The following is a 19,466-nucleotide window of genomic DNA, read 5'->3' on the forward strand; positions in this document are numbered from 1 at the left end:
GGCTGAACCGCCCCGCCCGGGTCCCTAGGAGGCACTCGTGAAACGGTTCCTGCCCGCGTTACTCGCCCTTCCCCTGCTGCTCGTCGCCGCGTGCGGTGACGACTCGCCCACCTCCTCCTCGTCCTCCGGAGGCCTCACGAAGATCACTGTCGCCAACGCGGCGGTTTCCAACTCCGCCTCCTTGGTACTGGGCGTCGAGAAGGGCTTCTTCCGCTCCGAGGGCCTGGACGTGAAGCTCAAGGACACTCCGCCCGCCTCGACACAGGCCGCCGTCGTCAGCGGCGACGCGCAGTTCGGCTTCACCAACGTGCCCGCCGTCCTCGTCGGCGCCTCCAACGGCCTTCCGGTGCGGATCGTGGGCCCGGCCGGCAAGTTCGCCCGCGACAACGACAAGGTGCACATCCAGGTCGTCGTACCGAAAGACTCCTCGATCCGCTCCGCCAAGGACTTCGAGGGCAAGAAAGTCGCCGTGGACACCCTCTACCAGCTGCCACACCTGAGCTTCATCGTCTCGGCGCGGAAGATCGGCGTGGACACGGACACGATCAAGTTCGTGGAGACGCCGTTCTCGGCCATGGCCGACGCGCTCGCCAAGGGCCAGGTCGACGCCGCCGACCTGGCGGAACCCTTCCTGTCGGCAGCACTGCAGAAGGGAGACCGCAGCGTCCTGTCCAACGGCTCCGGCTTCGAACCGGAAACCGTGCAGACCATGTGGATCACCTCCGCCTCGTACCTGGCAGGGAACAAGGCAACGGTCGACAAGTTCACACGGGCGCTGAAGAAGTCCAACGAATACGCCGCCACCCACGACACCGAAGTCCGAAAGGCCATCACCACGTACACGAAAACATCCGAGCAGCAGAGCAAACAGCTCCTGATGCCGCACTTCTCGGCCGCGACGGACCGCGAAAACTTCCAGACGTACCTCACGACCATGAAAGACCTGAAAGTCATCAAGAACGACGTCGATCTGGACGAACTCTTCATCAGGTAGCCCCGCTGCCTCGGTGGACGCGGCGTTTTCGAGGTCTGCCCCGCGGCTCACCACTGGCGGCGGGGTCCCGCGCAGGGCTGCCGAACCCGTTCCCCGTATGCCGGCCCTGTGCCGAGCGCCCGAACCGAGGAGCCGTGAGGATGACAGCGTCCACCACCGCACCGCCGAGGATCGCCGTGCTGGGCGGCGGTGTCGGCGGCCTCGCGACGGCGGGGTTCCTGCGCCGCGCCGGGCTGCCCTGCACGGTGTACGAGCAGGCGCCCCGTCGCACGGACGTGGGTGCGGGGGTGGTCGTGGCGCCGAACGCCGCCCGTCAGCTCCGCAGACTGAAGGTGCTCGACGTGTTCCGCGAGCGGGCGGTACGGCTCGACACCGGCTGGGAGTTCAGACGGTGGCAGGACGGGACGGTCCTGTCCTCGGAAGACCTGTCAGCCGCCTGCGAACGGCTGTACGGCGAGCACACCTACACCGTGCACCGGGCGGACCTGCTGACCGCCCTCATGTCATCCGTGCCGGACGACAGCATCCGGCACGGTCACGCATGTATCGGCCTGGACCACGCGGGCGACGCGCTGCGGCTCCGCTTCACCCACGGGAGACAGGCCGAGGCCGACGTCGTGATCGGCGCCGACGGGGTCCACTCCGTCGTGCGCGGCACGCTCTTCGGCGCCTCACCCGCGACCTACTCGGGTCTCTGCGCCTTCAGGGCCCTCGTGCCCGCCGAGCGGGCCCCGCGCTTCGCCCACCGCCCGGCCCAGACGCTCTGGATCGGCCCCGACCACCACCTGGTCCACTACCCGGTCTCAGCAGGTGCGCTGGTCAACCTGGTTGCCGTCGCGCCCGCGGGCGACTTCACCGTCGAGTCCTGGGCGGCCACCGCCACTGTCGCGGAGTTCCGCGCCGAGTTCGACGGCTGGGACCGGCGGCTGACCGACCTCATCAGCGCCGCCGGTACGCCCGGCCGCTGGGCGCTGCTGGACCGGGCGCTCCTGCCCCGGTGGTCCGAGGGAGGAGTGACACTGCTCGGTGACGCCGCGCACCCGATGTTTCCCTTCCTCGCCCAAGGAGCCGCCCAGGCGATCGAGGACGCGGCGGTGCTGGCCCGGTGCCTGGCCGCAGGCATCGACGACCCGCCCGCGGCACTACGCAGCTACGAGCAGCTGCGCCTGCCACGCACCACCCGGCTGCAGAGCGCCAGCCGCGACCGCGCGCACACCAACCACCTCCCGGACGGCACCGAACAACAGGCCCGCGACAAGGCCTTCGCCCGGCAGGACCCGCTCGTCGCCAACGGCTGGATCTACGCCTACGATCCCGACACCGAGCGGTGAAGCGAACGGGCGACGCGGCGTTGAGGAGAGGTGGAGCTCCTGATAGATCGGCGGGCACAGGTCCGTATCACCGACATCGTCAAGGCCCGTCCTGGCTTCGCACCTTGCACCTTGCCACGGCAGCCTGAGGTCGCTGCGGCCGGAGGCATGGACAAGGGCAGCAAGGGAGACCGTTCACCGTGACAGACGTCAGAGTCACCTACGACAAGACCGTGAACGCAGCGTACGTATACCTCACCGAAGCGCAGGCCCGCGTGAAGTCCGCGGTCGGAACCTGACAGGGCGCACATGCCCGACGCCTCCGAATTCCGGACCGGGGCGGCGAGCCCTGGTCGCTGGGCGCGGACGCCGGCCGGGACATCATCAAGCAGGCCATCGAGGGCGGCGTCAACTTCCTCGACACGGCCAATGGGTATAGCGCCGGAAGCAGCGAGGAGATCGTAGGCCAGGCGGTCAAGGACTTCACCCGGCGCGAGGAGGTCGTTCTCTCCACCAAGGTCTGGATGCGGATGCGGATGCGTCCCGGCCCGAACGGCGCCGGGCTGTCCCGCAAGGCGATCTTCGCCGAGCTCGACGCCTCCCTGAAGCGACTGGGGACCGACTACATCGACCTGTACCAGATCCACCGCTGGGACTACGACACCCCGTTCGAGGAAACCCTCGAGGCGCTGCCAGCCGCACCCTGTGGCGGGCTCCCGGTAGTCCGGGCCACCGCCGGGCCTTCGACGAGTCCTTGGCCTCGGCTTTCACAGTCCTGTGGTCGGCCCGGCGGTGCTTGCGGGCGGTCGCGCGCAACCGCATGATCCGCACGCTGCCCGCCGCCGGGGGAGCGGAGCCGAGAGGGTGCTTGTCCGGGTGGGGTGCGGCGATGTACTTCGTCGCGGTGGTCGTGCCCAGTCCGAACGTGCGCATCAGGTGGACGGGGACGATGTTGGGCTCTTCACCCGTTGGGACCGGCTCGGGGTGCCGCTTCCACCGGCCGAATGCACTGTGGTCAGCGTCTGCTTCCTCTGAGAAAGAGTGGTCATGACGCACATACGACGCGCCGCCGCAAGACGGGCGCTTCCTTTCGCCGTCCTCCTCCCCGCTGCGGCTCTGATGGCCGCCGGCCCCTCCCTGGCTTCCGAGGGCGGAGACGACGTCGCGCCTTCCGAGGGAACGTCCGGAGGCACCAAGCCGACGGTGGTCCTGGTGCACGGGTACTGGGCGGACGCCTCCGGCTGGGACCGCATCGTCGAGAGCCTTCAGGCCCGAGGCTATCCGGTGGTCGCCACCGCGAATCCGCTGCGAAGTCTCTCCGGCGACGCCGACTACCTCGCCGCCCGGCTCAAAACCATCAAGGGCCCGATCGTCCTCGTCGGACACTCCTACGGCGGAGCCGTCATCACCAACGCGGCGGCCGGCAACCCGAACATCCAGTCCCTCGTCTACATCGCAGGGTTCGCGCCCGAGAAGGGCGAGACGGCCTTCCAGCTCGCGTCCAAGTTCCCGGGCAGCCGGATTACGGACGACCCGACGGCCCCTGTCCCCACCGCACTGAACGCCGTTCCACTCGGCGGGAACGCCATGAACGTCGATCTGTACCTCAAGCCGGAGAAATTCAGCGACGTCTTCCTCAGCGACCGGCTCGACGCGAGCCGAGCCCAGGTTCTGGCCGCCACCCAGCGGCCCGCGACCGTCGCCTCCGGCAACGAGCCGACCGAGGCCGTCGCGTGGAAGACGATCCCGTCCTGGTACCTCGTCGCCACTGACGACCGCACCATCGGCACCGAAAACCTTCGCTTCATGGCGAAGCGGGCCAATGCCACCACTGTCGAGGTCGACGCGCCGCACGCCGTCATGGAAACCAACCCGGACGACGTGACCAACCTGATCCTGCGGGCAGCGGGCGACTCGAGGCCGAGTCTCGCCAAGACCGGCACGCACGGGCAGACCGCGTTCCTCGGCGGCATGGCGGTCCTCGCCGTCGCCGTGGGCACGGCCGTGGTGATCCGCGCTCGCCGCAGCTGAGCCGCCACGAAGCGCGCCCCCGGCGCACTCTCCCAGGGCAGGAGAGGCCGAGCCCGTGATCGTCGATCATCGGCGTGCGGTCCCCGTCCAGGCTCGTCCGGCATCACTTGCCGCTGTAGACGGGGAACGCGCTGTGCTCGCCGTAGTCCACGTCGCGCAGGCCCCGCAGGGCGTCCATGTCCTCGGCGGAGATCTCGAAGTCGACGTCGGCGTTGGAGCGCATGTGCTCGGGGTTCGCCGTCTTGGGCAGCGACACCGTGCCCAGCTGCAGGGTGTAGCGGATGCACAGTTGCGGGACGGACACGCCGTACTTCGCGGCCATCGCCTGGACCTCGGCGTTCTGCAGGATCGCTCCGTGCGCGATCGGCGAGTACGCCTCGACGAGGATCTGCTTGCCCTCGCAGTAGTCCAGGAGCTCCGAGGGGGTGTTGCCGGCGTGGACCAGCAGCTGGTTCACGTGTGGCACGACGGTCGCGTCCCGCAGGATGTTCTCCAGGTCCCGCTGCTGGAAGTTGGACACCCCGATGGAGCGGATCTTGCCGGCCTGATGCGCTTCTTCGAGCGCGCGCCACGCTTCGCGGTTGCCCTCGGCGTAGTCGCTGCCGCGGAAGTCGTCCCAGGGCTGCGGGCTGTGGATGAGCATCAGGTCGATGTACTCGATCCCGAGCTTCTCCAGTGACCCGTCGATGGCGTCGACCGCCTGGTCGTAGTCCTTGATCTCCGCGGCGAGTTTGGTCGAGACGAAGAGCTCGTCGCGGGGTACGCCGGCGCTGCGCATGCCCTCGCCGACGCCGCGCTCATTGCCGTAGGCCTGGGCGGTGTCGATGTTGCGGTAGCCGATCTCCACGGCTGTGCGGACTGCCTCGGCCGCCCGGTCGTCGTCGATGAACCAGGTGCCGAGCCCCAGCTTGGGGATTTCGACGTTGTTGGACAGCGTGCAGGTCTCGTCCAGGATGGTCATGCGGGTGCTCCGTTCTTCCGCAGCTCGCGGTACGCCTCGTCGGTGACGGGCTCGAGCCATTCGTTGCTGACGTCTTCGCCCGGGGTGATGAAGGCGACGTGGGAGAACCACGAGTCGGCCTTCGCGCCGTGCCAGTGCTTAGTGCCCGCCGGGACGCGGACCACCGTTCCCGGCTCCAAGCTGACGGGGTCCTCGCCCTCGGCCTGGTACCAGCCGCTGCCCGCCGTGCACAGCAGGATCTGGTCACCGCCGCCGCCCGTGCCGTGGTGGATGTGCCAGTTGTTGCGGCAGCCCGGCTCGAAGGAGACATTGCTGACGGGAACGCTCCCCGAGGCGAGCGGAGCCAGGTAGCTCTGGCCGATGAAGTACGGCGCGAAGGCGTCGTTCTTCTCCCCGAGCGGGAAGATCTGGTCAAATCCGTTGACGGTCATTTCGTGCTTTCCTTCTGCTGCAGCGCGTCCCGCCGGGCGCGGGATGCGGCAACGGCGTCATGGGTCCGGCAAGGCCGGACTGCGCAGCGTCCCTAGCGGTTGACGTAGGCCATGTGCTCGGCGTTGTAGCGATCGCCGCTGACGCCGACCCGCTGGGCGAGGCCGTCGAGGTCGGCGACCTCGTCCGCGGACAGCGCGAGGGCCGTCGCGGCGTTGTTCTCCTGGATGCGTGCCGTGCGGCGGGTGCCGGGGATCGGCACGATCCATGGCTGCTGCGCGAGCAGCCAGGCCAGGGCGATCTGGCCCGGCGTCGCGCCCTTCCCTTCGGCGAGCTGTCGGACGTGGTCGACGAGCGCCTGGTTCGCGGCCCGGTTCTCCGCCTCGAAGCGGGGGACCCGGTGGCGGATGTCCCCGACGGCGAAGGTCGTGGCGGTGTCGACGGTGCCGGTGAGGTAGCCCTTGCCGAGGGGGCTGAACGGCACGAAGCCGATGCCGAGCTCGGCGAGCGCGGGGAGCACCTCGGCCTCGGGGTCCCGTGTCCACAGCGAGTACTCGCTCTGGACCGCGGTCACGGGGTGTACGGCGTGTGCGGCGCGGACTGTGGCGGCCGACGCCTCGGAGAGCCCGAAGTGCCTGACTTTCCCCTCGGCGGTCAGCTCGCCGACCGTGCCTGCGACGTCCTCGATCGGCACGTCAGGGTCGACGCGATGCTGGTAGAACAGGTCGATCGCATCGGTGCGGAGCCGCTTCAGGGACTCCTCCGCGACGCGGCGGACGTGCTCGGGGCGACTGTTCAAGCCGACGCTCCGGCCGTCTCGGATGTCCCATCCGAACTTGGTGGCGATCACAACCCGGTCGCGGATCGGCTCCAGCGCCTCGCCGACGAGTTCCTCGTTCACGTAGGGCCCGTAGACCTCGGCGGTGTCGAAGAAGGTCACGCCCTCGTCGACCGCGGAGCGCAGCACCGCGATCATGTCGTCACGGCTGCCGGGGTTGGGACCGTAGCTCTGGGACATGCCCATCGCGCCGAGCCCGATCGCGGACACCTCCAGACCGGGTCCGAGTGTTCTGGTGTGCATGGTCAACCTTCTTGGATCGTGGTCGGGTGCCCGCTTCGGGGCGGTGCGGCGGTGGGCGTCGCGGCGAGGCTCGCGAGCAGTTGCAGGCGCTCCTGGCTGGGCGAGCCGGGCTCGGCGGTGTAGACGAGGAAGGACAGCCCGGGCTCGGCGGTCAGCTCCATCCCCTCGTAGGTCAACGTGAGGTCGCCGACCTCGTGGTGGTGGAACTTTTTGGTGCCCGATCCGTGGCGGCGCACGTTGTGCGCTCCCCACCGGGTGCGGAACGCGTCGCTGCACGTGGACAGCTCGCCGATCAGGTCGTGCAGGTGCTTGTCCCCGGGATCCCTGCCGGCTTCGGTGCGTAGGATCGACACGGTGACGTCCGAGGCCGCCTCCCAGTCGGGGTAGAACGCCTTGGCCCGTTCGTCGAGGAAGCAGTAGCGCGCCAGGTTTCCTTGTCCGGGACCGTCGAACACCTCGTCGTAGAAGGCACGCCCAAGGGCGTTGGCGGCGAGGACGTCCATCCGTCCGTTACGCACGAACGCGGGCCCGAGGGCGATGGCGTCCAGCGCACGGATCAGGCTGTCCCTGGGCACCCACTTCCTCGACCTGCGCCTGGGTACGGGCCGGGCCGCGCCATTGGCTGCCCGGGCGAGGTCGAAGAGGTGCTCGCGCTCGGCGTCGTTCAGCTGCAGCGCCCGGGCCACCGACTCGAGGACGGCATCGGAGACGCCGGCCAGGTGGCCGCGCTCGATCTTGGCGTAGTACTCCGGGCTCACGTCCGCGAGCGTTGCCACCTCTCCGCGGCGCAGGCCCGCCACCCTCCGGTGCCCGGAGACCGGCAGCCCGACCTGCTCGGGAGTGAGGTTCGCTCGACGGGACATGAGGAACTCCCGTGCTTCGTTCCTGGCGTCCATGCGTTCCACGCTAAAGCGCAAAGCCCCTGTGAGGGATGCCCTGCCAGTACGTCCTTCACCGGGGACTCCCCGGATGGTCCATTACGGCGACGGCCAGGGCGCCGCCGATCTCGCGGCTGGTGCTGACGACACCGCCGGCGGTCCCGGTGCGCTCTCCTTCACCACGCGTGCCGGACGGACGTCGATCAACGTTCAGTTCGTGGACGGGATGTCGGTGTCCTGCTCCTGGCCGGCGGGGTCGGCGGTGGCGGACCAGCTCGCGAGGAGTTTGAGTGCGTCTTCGGAGGCGGTGTTCGGGGGTGGGGTGCGCTGTAGACGACCACGCTGAGTCCGTCGTCGTCGAGCTGCATGCTTTCATGGTCGAGTTGCAGGTCGCCGACGACCGGGTGGCGCAGGCGTTTGGTGCCTTCGCGGAAGACGTGGACGTCGTGGGAGCCCCACATGGTGCGGAAGATGCCGCTGCGGGTGCACAGCTCGCCGATGAGGTTCGACAGTTCCTTGTCGTAGGGGTTCTTGCCGGCCGCGACGCGCAGAACGCCGACGGATTCGTGGGTGACCCGCTCCCAGTCGGTGTAGAAGTGGCGGGCCGCGGGGCTGAGGAACGCGAACCGGGCGGTGTTGGCCCCGGTCGTGGGGTCGGCGTACAACGGTGCGAACAGGGCCCGGCCCAGCGCATTGGCGGCGAGGATGTCGAGGCGGTCGTTCTTCACGAACGCCGGCAGGTGCGGCATGCCCTTGATGACCCGCGTCACGCTCGGTCGCAGCACCGGACGAGGGTCGCGGCGCTTTGCCGGTGCCCGGCGAGCGGGGCCTGCGGTGCGCGCGAGGTCGTACAGGTGCATCCGTTCGGTGTCGTCCCAGGCGCAGGGCCTTGGCCAGGGCGTCCAGGACGCTGTCGGAGACACCCTTGAGGTTGCCGCGTTCGAGGCGGGTGTAGTACTCGACGCTGACTCCGGCGAGCATGGCGACCTCTCCGCGGCGCAGTCCGGGCACCCGCCGTCGGCCGTACACCGGCAGTACCGTCTGCTCGGGGGCGATCTTGTCGCGGCAGGAGCGGAGGAACGCGGCGACTCATCCCGGGTGTCCATATCGCCAGGGTAGGCAGCGTTTGCGGCGGGTGAGGGGTCCCTGCCAGTACCCCTCACAGCGCGGACTCCCGCCCTGCGGCCGGGATCGGTTGAATCGACGATGCCGACCGGAGCGTACCGAGCCGTACGGCGTAGATCACCGGAAGTGGAGCCGTTCGTGAAAGCTGTAGGACTGACTGAGTTCGGCGGGCCGGAGGTGCTGCGGGTGCTGGAGCTGCCGGTGCCCGAGGTCGGGCCCGGACAGATCCGCATCCGGGTGCGCGCGGCCGGCGTCAATCCGGTCGACGCCCTGGTGCGCCGGGGTATCGCCCATGTCTCCGGCATCGAGCCGCCCTACGTTCCCGGGATGGATGCCGCCGGGGTGGTCGAGGAGATCGGCCAGGGAGTCGACACCGACCCGTCCATCGCCGGCGCGAACTCCGGTGAACGTGGCATCGTCACGCAGAACACCTTCGTCCCGCACTATGCCCGCGAGTACGCCAAGCTCGTCCGCATTCGGCAGCTGGCGGAAGAGGGACGGCTCGTCCCGCGCGTGGCGAAGGCCCTGTCGGCCGAGGAAGCGGCTGAGGCGCACCAGCTGCTGGAGGCCGGTGGCCTGCGCGGGCGCGTCGTCCTCACCTTCTGAACCACAGAACGGCGCCGACGGCACCATGCGCACCCTGCGCGTCCTGCTCGCCCACCTCGGTGCCCAGGCCCCGTCGAAGAGCGCGCCCTTCGACGAGGCACTGCACGTGTGGATCGATGTCCTCCTCGGCCGGCGGACCCGCCCCACACCCACACTCACACCCACACCCACACCCGCGCCTCCGCCACCGTGCGAAGCTGCCGCCGCTCTCCGTCCCCGCCCTTGCTTAACCTATCGAATCTCGATAGATTCCCATCGTTATTCGATGGAAGGACAGGTCGTGGGAAAGCTGACAGTGCGTGCGCTGCGCGCCGTGCTCGTGGTGGTGTTCGCCGGCACCGTGTTCGTACAGGCGGGGATGGTGTGGGTGTTGGTCAGCGGGAGTGACCCGGAGGACGGGTCACTCCCGCTGACCGCGCTGCGCGTGATCACGATCCTGGGCATGGTGTCGGTCCAGGTGGCTCTGGTCTGTGTATGGCGGCTGGTGGCGATGGTGCGACGCGGAACCGTGTTCTCCCACGCCGCCTTCCGGTACGTGGACGGCGTGATCGGCTCGATCGTGGCGGCTGCTCTCGTGTGGTTCGCGGTCACGGCCGTCAATGCGCCGGGCCAGCGGGACGACCCGGGCGTCACCGTCATCATGGGCGGGGTCGGCGTGGCCATCCTGGGGATCGCGCTCATCGTGCTCGTACTGCGGATGCTGCTCGCGCAGGCCGTCGCGCGCGACGTCGAAGCGACGCAGATGCAGGCCGAGTTGGACGAGGTGATCTGATGCCGATCGCCGTCGACATCGACGTGATGCTGGCCAGGCGGAAGATGTCCGTGGGCGAGCTCGCGGACCGCGTGGGGATCACACCCGCCAACCTGGCGGTACTCAAGAACGGCCGCGCCAAGGCGGTGCGCTTCGAGACGCTCGCCGCGCTGTGCGAGGTGCTCAAGTGCCAGCCGGGCGACCTGCTGCGCTGGGAGGCCGCCGAGGACGCCGCCGACGGATGACGCGTCCTTCCGAGATCGAGCACTTCTCGACGCCCCATGATCCGAGCGGACGACCGTGCTTGCTAGCGCACCATCGCCGATCCCGCCTGCCTCTCGACCGACTCCGCGGGCACATTCCGTAATGACCAGAGCCGGTTCAGAAGGGCAGGCCCCGCAGGTCCACACTGACGGTGGGATGAGGCAGGCCGACTAGGTCGTAGATCATGGTGGTCAATGGCAAGGTCCGAGCGCTGTCAGGCTGGCGGAAGGCGACGGGCACGGAAACCCTGCTCCATCCCAGCTGCGTGTAGAACGGGACCAGGTTCGGGCGGCAGAGCAGAACCATCGTCTCGGCGCCGGCGGCTCGTGCGTGTTCGACCGCAACGCTGATCACCGTCCGGGCGATGTCCTGGTGTCGACAGGCGGGGTGCACCAGCACACCGCCCAGCCCTGCAGCTCGACGCGGAGATTCATCGAAGGCCATGTCCCGCAGCAGCCATCCCGCGGAAGCCACCGGCTGGCCTTCGGAGACAGCCGTGAGGGTGTGCTGTTTGTCGGCGCACACCAGGCCGAGCCCGTTCACCTCGAAGGGGTCGGGCAGACCATCGCGGAGTGCGGCTGCGTCGTGTGGGGAACCGGGGCCCGGCACATGGATCAGCTGGAGGTCCGTACAACCGTCGTCGACCACATCCTCCGCAGGGGCTGTGCAGGCGGGGCCGAACCGGTAGCGCAGGCAACGCAGGCCACTGGACTGGACAGTCCCGTCCGATTGGGCGCCGAGGCGGCGCAGTACCGCGATCGAGGCCGCATTGTCGGGCAGGACGAACGCGTAAACGGCAGGGAGCGAGAGGCGGCGAAACGCGAGGTTCAGGCATGCACGGCCCGCCTCGCCGGCGATCCCGCGTCCTTGGGCCCGTGGGTGCAGGGCGAAACCGAGGTCGACTCCGTATTGGGGACGATTTCGCAGTCCCACGCGGCCGAGAAACGCGTGCGTTGCAGCGTCCCTGACCGCGAAGTCGCCGTAGCCGTGTCTGGCCCAGTGGGCGACGTGATCGTCGCACATGGCCTCGGCTGCAGACCGACTGTCCGCCCGGCCGGTCGCCAGCCATCGCATGACGCTGTCCTGACTGACCACAGCTTCGAAGAGATCCTCGCTGTCCCCTCGGCTGATCGGCTCCATCACAAGCCTCTGGGTACGCAGAACGGGTCCACTTAACCGGGCCACTCGGCAACTCCTCTCGATCAAGGACTGAAGGAGCGTACCCAGTGGCTCAGGCCCGGACCCGTCGGTCGGCAACAGGCACCTTCAGCTACACCCCTCCGCTACAGAACGTCACAGATCACCGGCTCCGACACAGCTTCTGAGTACCCTCCGCTCAGCCGCCGTTGAACGCCTCGGCGACGGTCAGTGTGTCCTCGTATACGTGCATGCGAACGATCCGGCCGCCCCTGCCGTGCGCGAAGTGCGGCCACATCGTGGTGAAGTACGGCGCGACTCCCGGCGGGTGCAGCGCGACCTTCTCCCGGCGGGCACGGCGCCCGGTCCAGGGCAGCGCGTCACTGCCGGGACGTGCCGGTCGATCTCCTCGGAGAAGAGTTCCCGGATGCCGTCGGAGTCTCGCCTGCCGAGGCGCTTCAGGAACTTCTCGGCCACGGTCCGCGAGGTCTGAGTATCTGTTGCCGTCGTCCATGTCCTTTGTCTCTTCATCTACTTGAGGTGTCGGCCGGGCCTCAGCCCTGGAACAGGAAGTGCTTGCTGCTCATCGCCCCCACATGCGCCGGCACGCTGAGCGAGACGCTTTCCCGTCGGCGCAGCAGACTCTCCACCGAGGAGCTGACCTGGGCGAAGACAAAGCCCGCGGCGCTCTCCACCCCGGCAGTGGGCGCAGCCCGGAGGCCACTCCGGCCTGGAAGGACCGCAGCCGACGAGTACCGGATGCTCCGCCGCCGACCGTGTCTGCTCGATCATTGCGTGGACGGTCAGCTCACTGGCCCGGCCTCTGGTCCGGCCTCCCGCAGTGGGCTTGTCGCCATGGACGAACACGAACCGCTCCACCCCATAGGCAGCAGCAGTCGGCAGATCGCGGAAGGTGTACGGTGACCGTGCTTGCGTGAACCCTTCGTAGGGGTTGTGCAGTGCCGGCTCGCCGACGTCCGGGGCCGACACCGAAGTGTGATCGCAGCCTCACGGTTGGCCGCAGGGCAGGGGCGTGTCGCCGTCCCCGGCCGGCGTCGCCTCTTCGGTGGTGGTGTCGGCGCGGGTGATGGGCCCGGACGGCCATGCGGCTGTCACCGCGGCGATGGCTACGACCGTTGCCGCCATGGCGAAGGCCCAGGCCCCGCCACCGGGTCTGTCTACGACGGCGCCGGCGATCGCCCCGCCGACTGCGTTGGCGGCGACGGGGACGGTGGCGATCCAGGTGTGTGCCTCGGTGAGCATGCTCGTCGGCACGATCCGGCCCACGAGGGAGATGTAGACGGTGAGGCAGGGGGCGATTACACCGCCGCCGAGGGCGAGTGCCACGCCCAGCGCGGTGGGACCCGGCATGACGGCGAGTGCCGCGAGGCTCACGGATACGCAGCCGAGCAGCCATGCGAGCTGTCGTGGTAGGGGTGAGCGGGGCGGCCAGGCTCCGTACCAGAGGCCGCCCAGTCCGGATCCGAGGCCCCACACCGCGAGCAACAGACCTGCCAGTCCGGCGGAGTCGTGCCCCGACTGCTCGGTGGCGTAGGCCGGTACGGCCACGCTGACGGCACCGAAGCCGGCCCCCAGCGCGCCGACGCAGCTCAGGAGCACGGTGAAGCCGGACAACCGCAGCGGCCCCAGGCCGCGTGTCCGGGTGTGGGAGGGCTGGGGGTGTTGGGCACGCATCACGACACCGCCGGCCAGCACGGTGGTTCCGGCCAGCATGACGCCGGCGGCTGCGAGGAGCGCGGCGGCCGGGGTGGCAACCACCCCGAATATCCCTACCAGCAGGGGACCGATGACGAAGACGAACTCGTACAACGCTGTGTCCGCGGCCAGTACGGTCCCGCGCAATCCGCCCCGGTCGGTCCTCGACTCCGTCAGTTGGTTGCACGCACGGCGGATGGCCGGGGTGAGCGGCGGGTAGGTCGCCCCGGCGGTGGCGGCCGTGGCGCAGAGCAGAGGCAGTCCGCTGTCGTGGCGAGCCGTGAGGACCAGTCCGGCGAGCGCTGTCGCGTGGGCGATGGCGGCACCCAGCAGAACAGGTGAGGGTCCCAGCCGGTCGGCGAGCCGCCCGATCACCGGACTGACCGACACTCCGGCCAGCGCGTACAGGCCGACTGCGAGGCTGGCGTACGCGTAGCGCCCGGTCGCACGTTCAGCGAGCAGCAGCAGTGCGAGCGGCGTCATGCCGCTGCCGAGCCGGGCGACAGCTCCCACCATGAGGAGCGACGTGAGTCCGGGAATCCTGCGTATCTCGGCGTATCGGCCCAACGTGGTCACAGCGGTCGCTCCTTCAGATAAACGGCTACGAACGGAAGCCGTCCCGCGAGTGCCGCTCTGTTCGGTGGTGTGGCTCCAGGCAGTGGACACGTACTTCTGCGGACATCTTCCCGGGGCGCTCAAGGTTGTTCGCCTACCCACTGGACCTGCTAGGCGGAGCCTGGCCGGGAGAGGTGACAAGAACTGTTCACAGTAGAACTGTTCACACGCTTCGTTGGGCTTGTCGCGGGTCGGCTGCCCCGGGACGAGGCCGACCGCTGGGCAGCGAGGTGGGTGACGGAGGACGGGATTATCTGGGACGACCTGTCCTGGTGGGCGCTGAACCGCCTCCCCGGAATCGATCTCCCCGCAGGCGAGAGCGGCGGCTACCTGCACGACGACGAACAGATACGGGTATGGCTTGCTGAGCTGAGGGAACGCCGAGCAATGTGAAGCGGCCTCAGTCCCGTCCCAATGCCCCGGTCACCGCCAGGATGTGCGCATGGCCGAACGTGTGCAGGTCCGGGAGATCGATGACGACGAGGGTAGGCGGTTGCTGCGGATCACCGCAGGGGCACCCGTTCGGTGGTGACCTGGCGGCGGGCTCAGATGGTGCTGCTATCCGCGCAGGGCATGCCCGTGGCGAAGATCGCCGACGTGACGTTCACCAGTCAACGCGGATGGCTGCGAGGCGGTCTACCCGAAGTACAAGGGCGGCCGACCGAGAACCTTCACCCTCCCGGAACGCCGGGGATCAAGAAGATCGCCAAGTCCAGGCCCGACGAGCATGGCCTGCCGCTTTCGACCTGGAGCCTGGCCAAGCTGCTGGCCGACTTCCTGGTCGCTGAGGGGGTGGTCGACGACATCAGTCACGAGGGCCTCCGGCTCCTGCTCCGCGAAGAGGGCGAGGCCCGCGTCGAACACCTCCACGCGATCGCCGGCGGCGAGGTCATGCCCGAGGACGGCGAACCCGAAGTCGTCTTATGCCTCGACGAGTTCGGCCCGCTCAACCTCCAGCCCGACCCTGGGCGGCAGTGGGCCGAGCGTGGCGGATCTCACCGAACCCGGCGGTGCCGCCGGTAGGGCCGGAAGATCTGAACCGATACCGGGAATCGGGAATCAGGCCGCGATGAGTTCCTGCTCGCGGTCCGGGGTCTTGACCTTGGGCTTCTTGTTCGGCAGCGAGAGCCGGATGACCTTGTGCCACGCGGAGAACACCTGCTTGGGCAGCGGCCCGGTGACGTACTCCAGCTCGTACTTCTCGAACAGCGCGCGTACCTTCACCGCGACCTCGGCGTACCGGTTGCTCGGCAGGTCCGGGAACAGGTGGTGTTCGATCTGGTGGGAGAGGTTGCCGGTCATGAAGTGCATGGCCTTGCTGCCGCTGATGTTCGCCGAGCCCATCATCTGGCGCAGGTACCACTGGCCGCGCGTCTCGCCCTTGATCGACCGGCGCTCGAAGACCTGCACGCCCTCGGGGAAGTGCCCGCACATGATCACCGAGTGGGACCAGATGTTGCGGACCAGGTTCGCGGTGAACGTGGCGGCGAGCGTGGTGAGGAACGACGGGCCCGACAGCAGCGGGTGGATCACATAGTCCTTCAGCACCTGCTTGCGGATCTTGCGGCCCACGGCCCTTGCCCGCGCGCGGAACTCCGGGTTCTTGCGGCGGCGCTTGTGCAGGTTCTTGCCGAGCTCCAGGTCGTACGCCGCGATGCCGTACTCGAAGAAGCAGGCGTTGATGAAGTTCCACAGCGGCTGGCCGAGGTGGAACGGGTGCCACCGCTGGTCCTCGTCGACGCGCATGATGCCGTAGCCGAGGTCGTTGTCCTTGCCGATCACGTTGGTGTACGTGTGGTGCAGCTCGTTGTGCGAGTGCTTCCACTGCTCGGACGGCGAGACGTGATCCCACTCCCAGGTGGTGGAGTGGATCTTCGGGTCCCGCATCCAGTCCCACTGGCCGTGCAGGATGTTGTGGCCGATCTCCATGTTGTCCATGATCTTCGCCACGGACAGACCGGCGGTGCCGATCAGCCACGCGGGCGGGAAGAACGAGAACAGCAGCACGCCCCTGCTGACCAGCTCGAGCTTGCGCTGCGCCGAGATGACCTTGCGGATGTAGGCGGCGTCCTTCTCCCCGCGGCTGGCGATCACCTCGTCGCGGATCGCGTCCAGCTCGCGGCCGAGCTCCTCGATCTGCTCCGCGGTCAGGTGGGCGGTGGGGTCGATGGCGGTCAAGGTGCTCCTACCGTTCGATGTCGCAGGGGCCCGCCGCGGCGGACACGCAGGTCTGGATGAGGACGCCCGGCTCGGCCTCGGTGATCTCGCCGGTGCGCAGGTCGCGGACGGCGCCCGCCTTGAGCGGCGTGACACAGCCGAAGCAGATGCCCATGCGGCACCCGGACGGCATGAGCACGCCGGCCTCCTCGCCGATGTCCAGCAACGGCGTGGCGCCGTCCGCGTCGACGGTCTTGCCGGTGGCGCTGAACGTGACCTCGCCGCCGTCGCCGGTGACGACGACGCCGGGGCGGAAGCGTTCGGTGTGCAGGCGCTCCTGTACGCCGTGCTCGGTCCAGTGCTCCTCGGCGGCGTCGAGCAGGCCCGCGGGCCCGCAGGCCCAGGTCTCGCGATCGGCCCAGTCGGGCACGAGTTCGTCGAGACGGGCGATGTCGAGCATGCCGTCCGTGTCGGTGTGCACCTCGGTGAGCCGCAGCTTCTTGTCCGCGACCAGGTCGTGCAGTTCGCTGCGGAAGATCACGTCCTGCGGCTGTGGCGCGCAGTGGACCATGACGACGTCGTCGAACTCGGTGTCGCGCAGCATGCCCATCACGGGCGTGATGCCGCTGCCGGCGGTCAGGTAGAGCACCTTGGCGGGCTTGGCCTGCGGCAGCACGAAGTCACCGGTCGGATGGTCGAGCTGGATCAGCGTGCCCGGTTTCGTCCTGCGGACCAGGTGGTTGCTGACTTTGCCGTCCGGGATCGCCTTCACGGTGATCGTGACGCGGCCGTCCTTGCGGTCTGTCGGCGAGGTGAGGGAGTAGGCACGCCACAGGCGCACCCCGTCGACGTCGACCCCGATCCGCACGTACTGACCGGCCGTGTGGCTGCGCCAGCCCCGTCCCGGCCTGATCACGATGGTCGCGGCGTCACCCGTCTCGGGATGCACGGCCTCGATGCGCCCCCGCAGGTCAGCGCCCGCACGCAGCGGGCTGACCAGGTCGAGGTAGTCCGACGGCAGCAGCGGCGTCGTGACCATCTCCAGCAGTTTCCACGCCCTGCTGCGAAGGGCTGTACTCGTCATGGCTCCAGCTTGCTGCGCCTCAAGGGGTAAAGTCCTGACCGCAGGACGTAAATCTGGTCGGCTGAATTGTTCGCAGGGAACAAAGATATGAGCCATGCAATCAGGAGGGCCGGCGAGCTGGCCCTGGACGAGACGACGGTCACCGCACTGCGGGCCGCGCTGAAGAGCACCGCCGACGAGGTCGTCGAGGCGATCATCGACGAGGTCCCTCCCTATGCCAACGCCCTTTCGGGCCGCATGGGCGCCACCATCCGCCGGGCCGTCCGCACCGCCCTGGGGCACTACCTGGACCGCGCGAGCGGGAGCGCCACAGGCGGCGACGCCGGTGACGCGGCCTACGAGCTGGGCCGCGGCGAGGTGCGCGAGGGCCGTTCGATGGACGCCCTGCTCAGCGCCTACCGCGTCGGCGCGCGAGTGGCCTGGCGAGGCCTGGCAGCGGGTGCCGTACCCGCCGGTCTGCCCGCCGCCGAGGTCGCCAAGTTCGCCGAGCTGACCTTCGCCTACATCGACGAGCTCTCCGCCGCGAGCGCCGCGGGCCACGCCGACGAACTGGCCGCCCGGGGCAGAGACCACGAGCGCCACCTGGAACACCTGGCCCGCGACCTGCTCGCCGGCGCGAGCCCGGACGCGCTGCTGGCCTCTGTTCAACGAGCCGGGTGGCAGCCTCCGGTCTCACTGACGGTGGTCCTGCTGCCCGCCGCCCAGGCCCGGCCCGCCTACCGCGCGCTCGACCCGGGCACCCTCGTCCTCGACGATCTGCCGGACGCCACCGGTGTGCTGCTCGTCCCCGACGCCGACCGATCACATCTCCTGCGGCGGCTGACCGACCGCACAGCCGTCGTCGGCCCGGCCCGGCCATGGACCCGCGCGTCCGCCTCGTACGCACGAGCCCTACGCGCACGCTCCCTCTCCTCCGACATCCGCGACACCGAGGACCACCTGCCCGAGCTGGTGCTGAGCGCCGACGCGGACGCGTTCGCAGACCTGCGTGCCCGAGCCCTCGCACCGCTGCGGACCTTGCCTGCCGCGACCGCACGGCGGCTGGAGGAGACGTTGCGGGAGTGGCTGCTGCACCAGGGCAGACGTGACGAGGTGGCGGCGGCGTTGTTCGTCCATCCCCAGACGGTCCGGTACCGGATGTCGCAGCTGCGGGAGCTGTTCCCGGATCTGGCCTCGCCGCACCGGGTCCTTGAACTGACGCTGGCGGTCGGCCTTCGGGCCGGCTGACACCTACGACGACCGTCCACGACCGCGTCGGCGAGCGGTCCAGGAATCTGTCGAGGGCGCTATCTCTGAGAAGCGCGGTGGCGGAGACGGCTCGACTGGATCCGGTGGCCGATGCGCACCAGCCCTCTCGTTGACGCGCTCATCGAGCATCCGGTCGGTGATCTGGGCAGCCATGCCCTGGAAAACGGCCTTCATGTCGTCGTGGGAGGGCGCTGTCCTGGCACGAGCTGACCCACGGGCGTGCGGCGGGCGGCAGCCGGGTGACCGGCGGGGCGGCCAGGCCGGGTCGCCAGGGGAGGGGGATGATGGGATGGAATGACGGAACGTGAGGTAGGCAGGAGTTTCCATGGCGAAGCGGGTTCACCGACCTCGTGAGGACGCGGAGTTCGATTTCATCCTCGGGATGAGTGCGGTTCCGGTTCTCGCCTACTTCACCGGGACATGGCCCAAGGCGATCGAGCCCTGCCGGGTGATGGACCTCGTCGTGGGTGACATCGCCGACGACTACACGGGCCGCCTGACGGCCGTCCGCGCCGACATCACGCGTTGTCCGGCCGCGACCGAGCGATACGGGATCACCGGAGCCCCGTCCTACATCCTGCTGAAGGAGGGAGAGGCGGTGGCGCACGGCACGGGGCCCATGACCATCGCCGAGGTACGGAAGTTCCTGGACGGCCACCTCTGAACGGCCGCTGCGGCCCGTGGCTGCGACGCCCGTCCGGCCATGGCCGGACCGGTGCTGGTCGGGCCCCTGCCGGGCGCGAGCGGAACCCCGACCACGCCGTCTCTGGCGGCGTCCACGGCCGGTCAGCCAGTCGCAGGGGGCAAGCTCGCCCTCCGTATGGTGCCCGGAGTCGAGTTGCCGGCGCAGGTCCAGCAAGCCGCGCAGCCGCACACCCGGCTCGCCGGCCTCCCGGGTAGTACGGTCCGTCGGCGCGATCCCCCAGCGCGCGGCGAGCAACTCCTGGACCGCGAACGCGGTCTCATCATCCGCGGCCGCGGGGGCGGCGCCGCCCGGCGACCCCCCCCACACCACCGCCAACCCCGCGGCCAGGGCCGCCAAGATAATGAACGAGAGGCGGGAGAAAACACACCACCAC

18 protein-coding genes and 4 pseudogenes are annotated in these 19,466 nt (G+C 69.2%); 10 read left to right on the forward strand and 12 right to left on the reverse strand.

Annotation, left to right across the window (positions count from 1 at the left end):
* Positions 1-37 precede the first annotated feature (37 nt).
* From ACWCPF_RS32810 to ACWCPF_RS32825, 4 genes and pseudogenes are all read left to right on the forward strand, one after another.
* On the forward strand, positions 38-994 hold the full coding sequence (locus ACWCPF_RS32810; RefSeq protein ID WP_451048742.1) for an ABC transporter substrate-binding protein: 957 nt from the start codon (positions 38-40) through the stop codon (positions 992-994).
* Between the two features lie 140 nt (positions 995-1,134).
* Positions 1,135-2,325, forward strand: a complete 1,191-nt coding sequence (locus tag ACWCPF_RS32815) for an FAD-dependent monooxygenase (protein ID WP_451048743.1) — start codon at positions 1,135-1,137, stop codon at positions 2,323-2,325.
* 308 nt (positions 2,326-2,633) lie between these two features.
* A pseudogene (locus ACWCPF_RS32820) lies at positions 2,634-2,996 on the forward strand (aldo/keto reductase); the annotation flags it as partial.
* Between the two features lie 355 nt (positions 2,997-3,351).
* Positions 3,352-4,335, forward strand: a complete 984-nt coding sequence (locus tag ACWCPF_RS32825; RefSeq protein WP_451048744.1) for an alpha/beta fold hydrolase — start codon at positions 3,352-3,354, stop codon at positions 4,333-4,335.
* A 103-nt stretch (positions 4,336-4,438) separates the two neighbouring features.
* Here ACWCPF_RS32825 and ACWCPF_RS32830 read toward each other — a convergent pair whose 3' ends face one another.
* From ACWCPF_RS32830 to ACWCPF_RS32855, 6 genes and pseudogenes are all read right to left on the reverse strand, one after another.
* Positions 4,439-5,296, reverse strand: a complete 858-nt coding sequence (locus ACWCPF_RS32830) for an aldo/keto reductase (RefSeq protein ID WP_451048745.1) — start codon at positions 5,294-5,296, stop codon at positions 4,439-4,441.
* Positions 5,293-5,727, reverse strand: a complete 435-nt coding sequence (locus tag ACWCPF_RS32835) for a cupin domain-containing protein (protein ID WP_451048746.1) — start codon at positions 5,725-5,727, stop codon at positions 5,293-5,295. The genes ACWCPF_RS32830 and ACWCPF_RS32835 overlap by 4 nt, the downstream gene beginning before the upstream one ends.
* 92 nt (positions 5,728-5,819) lie before the next feature.
* On the reverse strand, positions 5,820-6,806 hold the full coding sequence (locus tag ACWCPF_RS32840) for an aldo/keto reductase (RefSeq protein WP_451048747.1): 987 nt from the start codon (positions 6,804-6,806) through the stop codon (positions 5,820-5,822).
* A gap of 2 nt (positions 6,807-6,808) precedes the next feature.
* Positions 6,809-7,702 carry a helix-turn-helix transcriptional regulator gene (locus ACWCPF_RS32845; RefSeq protein ID WP_451048748.1) on the reverse strand — a complete coding sequence of 298 codons (894 nt, stop codon included), beginning with the start codon at positions 7,700-7,702 and terminating at the stop codon, positions 6,809-6,811.
* Positions 7,703-7,887: 185 nt separating this feature from the next.
* On the reverse strand, positions 7,888-8,469 hold the full coding sequence (locus ACWCPF_RS32850) for an MmyB family transcriptional regulator (protein WP_451048749.1): 582 nt from the start codon (positions 8,467-8,469) through the stop codon (positions 7,888-7,890).
* Positions 8,470-8,602: 133 nt separating this feature from the next.
* Positions 8,603-8,713 (reverse strand): annotated as a pseudogene (locus ACWCPF_RS32855) (transcriptional regulator); the annotation flags it as partial.
* Between the two features lie 234 nt (positions 8,714-8,947).
* Here ACWCPF_RS32855 and ACWCPF_RS32860 point away from each other — a divergent pair.
* From ACWCPF_RS32860 to ACWCPF_RS32870, 3 genes are all read left to right on the forward strand, one after another.
* Positions 8,948-9,415, forward strand: coding sequence for an alcohol dehydrogenase catalytic domain-containing protein (locus ACWCPF_RS32860; RefSeq protein ID WP_451048750.1), 468 nt, complete (start codon positions 8,948-8,950; stop codon positions 9,413-9,415).
* A 280-nt stretch (positions 9,416-9,695) separates the two neighbouring features.
* A complete protein-coding gene (locus ACWCPF_RS32865) occupies positions 9,696-10,187 on the forward strand; it encodes a DUF2975 domain-containing protein (RefSeq protein WP_451048751.1) in 492 nt (163 codons plus the stop codon).
* Positions 10,187-10,411 (forward strand): helix-turn-helix domain-containing protein, encoded by a 225-nt coding sequence (locus tag ACWCPF_RS32870; protein WP_451048752.1) that lies wholly within the window; start codon positions 10,187-10,189, stop codon positions 10,409-10,411. Before ACWCPF_RS32865 ends, ACWCPF_RS32870 begins: the two co-directional genes overlap by 1 nt.
* A 136-nt stretch (positions 10,412-10,547) precedes the next feature.
* On the opposite strand, the gene ACWCPF_RS32875 is transcribed toward ACWCPF_RS32870, so the two are convergent.
* The 3 genes from ACWCPF_RS32875 to ACWCPF_RS32885 all read right to left on the reverse strand — a co-directional run bounded on the left by ACWCPF_RS32875 (position 10,548) and on the right by ACWCPF_RS32885 (position 13,859).
* Positions 10,548-11,570 carry a GNAT family N-acetyltransferase gene (locus ACWCPF_RS32875; RefSeq protein ID WP_451048762.1) on the reverse strand — a complete coding sequence of 341 codons (1,023 nt, stop codon included), beginning with the start codon at positions 11,568-11,570 and terminating at the stop codon, positions 10,548-10,550.
* 551 nt (positions 11,571-12,121) lie between these two features.
* Positions 12,122-12,262 (reverse strand): hypothetical protein, encoded by a 141-nt coding sequence (locus ACWCPF_RS32880; protein WP_451048753.1) that lies wholly within the window; start codon positions 12,260-12,262, stop codon positions 12,122-12,124.
* A gap of 313 nt (positions 12,263-12,575) precedes the next feature.
* Positions 12,576-13,859: an MFS transporter gene (locus ACWCPF_RS32885; RefSeq protein ID WP_451048754.1), complete on the reverse strand. Its 1,284-nt coding sequence runs from the start codon at positions 13,857-13,859 to the stop codon at positions 12,576-12,578.
* 481 nt (positions 13,860-14,340) lie between these two features.
* Here ACWCPF_RS32885 and ACWCPF_RS32890 point away from each other — a divergent pair.
* Positions 14,341-14,900: pseudogene (locus tag ACWCPF_RS32890) on the forward strand (IS630 family transposase); the annotation flags it as partial.
* 57 nt (positions 14,901-14,957) lie between these two features.
* Here ACWCPF_RS32890 and ACWCPF_RS32895 read toward each other — a convergent pair.
* Positions 14,958-16,076, reverse strand: a complete 1,119-nt coding sequence (locus tag ACWCPF_RS32895) for a fatty acid desaturase family protein (RefSeq protein ID WP_451048755.1) — start codon at positions 16,074-16,076, stop codon at positions 14,958-14,960.
* Positions 16,077-16,083: 7 nt separating this feature from the next.
* Entirely contained in the window at positions 16,084-17,139 is a 1,056-nt protein-coding gene (locus ACWCPF_RS32900) for a ferredoxin reductase (RefSeq protein WP_451048756.1), read from the reverse strand.
* Between the two features lie 87 nt (positions 17,140-17,226).
* On the opposite strand from ACWCPF_RS32900, the gene ACWCPF_RS32905 reads away from it, so the two are divergent.
* Positions 17,227-18,366: a PucR family transcriptional regulator gene (locus ACWCPF_RS32905; protein ID WP_451048757.1), complete on the forward strand. Its 1,140-nt coding sequence runs from the start codon at positions 17,227-17,229 to the stop codon at positions 18,364-18,366.
* A gap of 346 nt (positions 18,367-18,712) precedes the next feature.
* Positions 18,713-19,051, forward strand: a complete 339-nt coding sequence (locus ACWCPF_RS32910) for a thioredoxin family protein (protein ID WP_451048758.1) — start codon at positions 18,713-18,715, stop codon at positions 19,049-19,051.
* 183 nt (positions 19,052-19,234) lie between these two features.
* Here ACWCPF_RS32910 and ACWCPF_RS32915 read toward each other — a convergent pair.
* A pseudogene (locus ACWCPF_RS32915) lies at positions 19,235-19,402 on the reverse strand (DUF6207 family protein); the annotation flags it as partial.
* Between the last annotated feature and the right edge of the window lie 64 nt (positions 19,403-19,466).

The organism is Streptomyces sp. NPDC001858 (assembly GCF_053594615.1).

Excerpts from the sequence above, each read along its gene's own strand:
- ACWCPF_RS32815 (WP_451048743.1), top strand. The coding sequence starts at position 1,135 with ATGACAGCGTCCACCACCGCACCGCCGAGGATCGCCGTGCTGGGCGGC.
- ACWCPF_RS32825 (WP_451048744.1), top strand. The coding sequence starts at position 3,352 with ATGACGCACATACGACGCGCCGCCGCAAGACGGGCGCTTCCTTTCGCC.
- ACWCPF_RS32830 (WP_451048745.1), bottom strand. The coding sequence starts at position 5,296 with ATGACCATCCTGGACGAGACCTGCACGCTGTCCAACAACGTCGAAATC.
- ACWCPF_RS32835 (WP_451048746.1), bottom strand. The coding sequence starts at position 5,727 with ATGACCGTCAACGGATTTGACCAGATCTTCCCGCTCGGGGAGAAGAAC.
- ACWCPF_RS32840 (WP_451048747.1), bottom strand. The coding sequence starts at position 6,806 with ATGCACACCAGAACACTCGGACCCGGTCTGGAGGTGTCCGCGATCGGG.
- ACWCPF_RS32845 (WP_451048748.1), bottom strand. The coding sequence starts at position 7,702 with ATGGACGCCAGGAACGAAGCACGGGAGTTCCTCATGTCCCGTCGAGCG.
- ACWCPF_RS32870 (WP_451048752.1), top strand. The coding sequence starts at position 10,187 with ATGCCGATCGCCGTCGACATCGACGTGATGCTGGCCAGGCGGAAGATG.
- ACWCPF_RS32875 (WP_451048762.1), bottom strand. The coding sequence starts at position 11,570 with ATGGAGCCGATCAGCCGAGGGGACAGCGAGGATCTCTTCGAAGCTGTG.
- ACWCPF_RS32900 (WP_451048756.1), bottom strand. The coding sequence starts at position 17,139 with ATGACGAGTACAGCCCTTCGCAGCAGGGCGTGGAAACTGCTGGAGATG.
- ACWCPF_RS32905 (WP_451048757.1), top strand. The coding sequence starts at position 17,227 with ATGAGCCATGCAATCAGGAGGGCCGGCGAGCTGGCCCTGGACGAGACG.
- ACWCPF_RS32910 (WP_451048758.1), top strand. The coding sequence starts at position 18,713 with ATGGCGAAGCGGGTTCACCGACCTCGTGAGGACGCGGAGTTCGATTTC.